This window comes from Pseudomonas sp. P7758, assembly GCF_013386485.1.
Taxonomy (GTDB): Bacteria; Pseudomonadota; Gammaproteobacteria; order Pseudomonadales; family Pseudomonadaceae; genus Aquipseudomonas.
The window spans coordinates 1-2,664 of sequence record NZ_JACARS010000217.1 but is presented as its reverse complement, the minus strand read 5'-3'; the positions used below and the strand labels follow the sequence as shown (position 1 = coordinate 2,664).

The 2,664-nt window shown below is 62.9% G+C and carries 2 protein-coding genes; both read right to left on the bottom strand.

Annotated features, from left to right (window positions below):
- Window positions 1-91 precede the first annotated feature (91 nt).
- The gene (locus HX873_RS30745) at window positions 92-796 is read right to left on the bottom strand and encodes an SPOR domain-containing protein (RefSeq protein WP_003209324.1); all 705 of its coding nucleotides are present in this window, start codon (window positions 794-796) and stop codon (window positions 92-94) included.
- A 1-nt stretch (window position 797) separates the two neighbouring features.
- A complete protein-coding gene (gene argS, locus HX873_RS30740) occupies window positions 798-2,534 on the bottom strand; it encodes an arginine--tRNA ligase (RefSeq protein ID WP_003209327.1) in 1,737 nt (578 codons plus the stop codon).
- Window positions 2,535-2,664: the final 130 nt, after the last annotated feature.

Below are 2,664 nucleotides of genomic sequence, written 5' to 3'. Positions count from 1 at the left end.
AATGCGGTGTGTCAGTCACCTAAAATATTGACTGATCTACCGCATTCGCGAGCAAGCCCGCTCCCACATTAACCCGATGCTGTTTCCGGAATCAGCGGCTCTGGCGTTGTTGTAACAACAGGTTGCTAAACCCGGCGCCGGCCAGTTGCTTCTGCGCCACGGTCAGCTGTTCACGGTTGCTGAACGGCCCCACCAGCACGCGATACCAGGTCGCGTCCTTCACAGTGCCCGACTCCACCGTCACCGCCTGCCCCAGCAGAATGATCTGCGCACGCACACGGTCCGCATCCGCCTGTTTCGGGAACGAGCCCGCCTGCAGGAAGAACTTGGTCACGGGCGCGGCCTTGGTGGTGGCGACCGGCGGCGGTGGCGGCGGGGTAATCCCGGCCAGCGCAGCCTGGGCCCGGGCCGTGTCGATCTTCGCTGCTTCCGCCGGGGTAACCGGCGTAGTCGGCACCGGCTGCGGCGTCGGCAGGGTTTTCTCCGGCACGGCGTCCGGCGGCACGATCACTTCCGATTCCGGCAGCAGCGTGTAGAAGTCGTATTTCGGCTTCACCGGCGCAGTCGGGCTAGGCGGTGTCTTGTTCGCCTCGGCCATTTTCGTGGCCTTCTGCTGTTCTTGCTTGACCCGTTTGACGTCATCGCCCTTGCCCGGGTCGAGCTTCATCAGGAACACCACAAACGCGCCGACCGTCAGGCCGATGGCCATCCACAACCAGCCCGGAATAGGCTTCTTCGCCGGTGCCTGGTAGCGGCTGGCGCCGCGCTTGGGTGCAGGTTTTTTCTTGGCAGCCAACTTACATACGCTCCAGAGTTTCCAGGCCCAACAATTCCAGGCCTTGCTTGAGGGTCCGTCCTGCCAGTGCGGCGAGGCGCAGGCGGCTCTGCTTTTGGGCTTCGTCGTCTGCGGTCAGGATCGGGCAGTTCTCGTAGAAGCTGGAGAACAAACCGGCGACTTCGTACAAATAGGTGCAGAGGATGTGCGGTGTGCCTTTTTCGCCGACGCTGTTCAGCACTTCGCCGAATTGCGCGAGCTTGGCAGCCAGTTCCTGCTCGTGTGGCGCCTCAAGGTTGATCTGGCCTTCGACTTCGCTGAAGTCCTTGCCCAGCTTGCGGAACACACCGGCCACCCGCGTGTAGGCATACAGCAGGTACGGCGCGGTGTTGCCTTCGAAGTTGAGCATCAGTTCGAAGTTGAAGCTGTAGTCGCTGGTGCGGTGCTTGGACAGGTCGGCGTATTTCACCGCGCCAATCCCCACGACGCGGGCGATGTTGCGCAGGTCGGCTTCGGCCAGCTCCGGGTTCTTTTCCTTCACCAGGTTGTAGGCGCGGTCCTGGGCTTCGTTCAGCAGGTCGATCAGCTTCACGGTGCCGCCGTCACGGGTCTTGAACGGGCGGCCATCGGCGCCGTTCATGGTGCCGAAGCCCATGTGCTCCATCTGCATCGGATGGGTCACGAAACCGGCGCGCCGCGCCACTTCGAACACTTGCTGGAAGTGCAGGGCCTGGCGCTGGTCAACGAAATACAGGGCACGGTCGGCTTTCAGCACGCCGCTGCGGTAGCGCACGGCGGCCAGGTCGGTGGTGGCGTAGAGGTAGCCGCCATCGGCCTTGACGATGATCACCGGCAGCGGGTCGCCGTCGGCGGTCTTGAATTCTTCGAGGAACACGCACTGCGCGCCGTTGCTTTCAACCAGCAGGCCCTTGGCCTTGAGGTCGTTGACCACGTTGATCAGGTCGTCGTTGTAGGCGCTTTCGCCCATCACGTCGGCCATGGTCAATTTGACGTTGAGCAGCTCGTAGATTTCCTGGCAGTGGGACAGCGAGATCTCGCGGAAGCGGCCCCACAGTTCCAGGCATTCGGCATCGCCGGCTTGCAGCTTGACCACCAGGCCACGGGCGCGGTCGGCGAATTCTTCGGATTCGTCGAAACGCTTCTTGGCGGCGCGGTAGAAGTTCTCCAGGTCCGACAGCTCGTTGCTGGTGATCGGGTTTTCCTGCAGATAGGCCATCAGCATGCCGAACTGGGTACCCCAGTCGCCCACGTGGTTCTGGCGGATCACGTCATCGCCGAGGAACTCCAGGACCCGCGCCACGCCGTCACCGATGATGGTGGAGCGCAGGTGGCCCACGTGCATTTCCTTGGCCAGGTTCGGTGCCGACAGGTCGATGGCCACGCGCTGTGCCGGGCCGGCCTTGCGCACGCCGATTTTCGCGTCGGCCAGGGCCGCGTCCAGGCGCGAAGCCAGGGCCTGGGTGTTCTGGAAGAAGTTGATGAAGCCTGGGCCGGCGATTTCAGCCTTGGTCACCTGAGGGTCGGCCGGCAGCGCGGCGATGATTTTTTCCGCCAGGTCGCGCGGCTTCAGGCCGGCCGGCTTGGCCAGCATCATCGCGATGTTGCTGGCGAAATCACCGTGGGTCTTGTCGCGGGTATTTTCCACCTGGATCGCCGGCGTCAGGCCTTCAGGCAACACACCTTCGTTGACGAGTTGGGTGAGGGCTTGTTGGATCAGCTGGCGAATGGTGTCTTTCATGGTGTTCTCTTTCGACCGCAAGCGGTGGCGCGCGATGCGCAGGTGGAAAAACTGGGCATTATCCGTGGCGAGGGCGGGCTTGCCAACCTTCGCGGGACCTTGACGGACGATTAACCTGTGGCGAGGGAGC

Bases quoted from the DNA above. Each gene is read 5' to 3' on its own strand.
- argS (WP_003209327.1), bottom strand. From the start codon at position 2,534: ATGAAAGACACCATTCGCCAGCTGATCCAACAAGCCCTCACCCAACTC.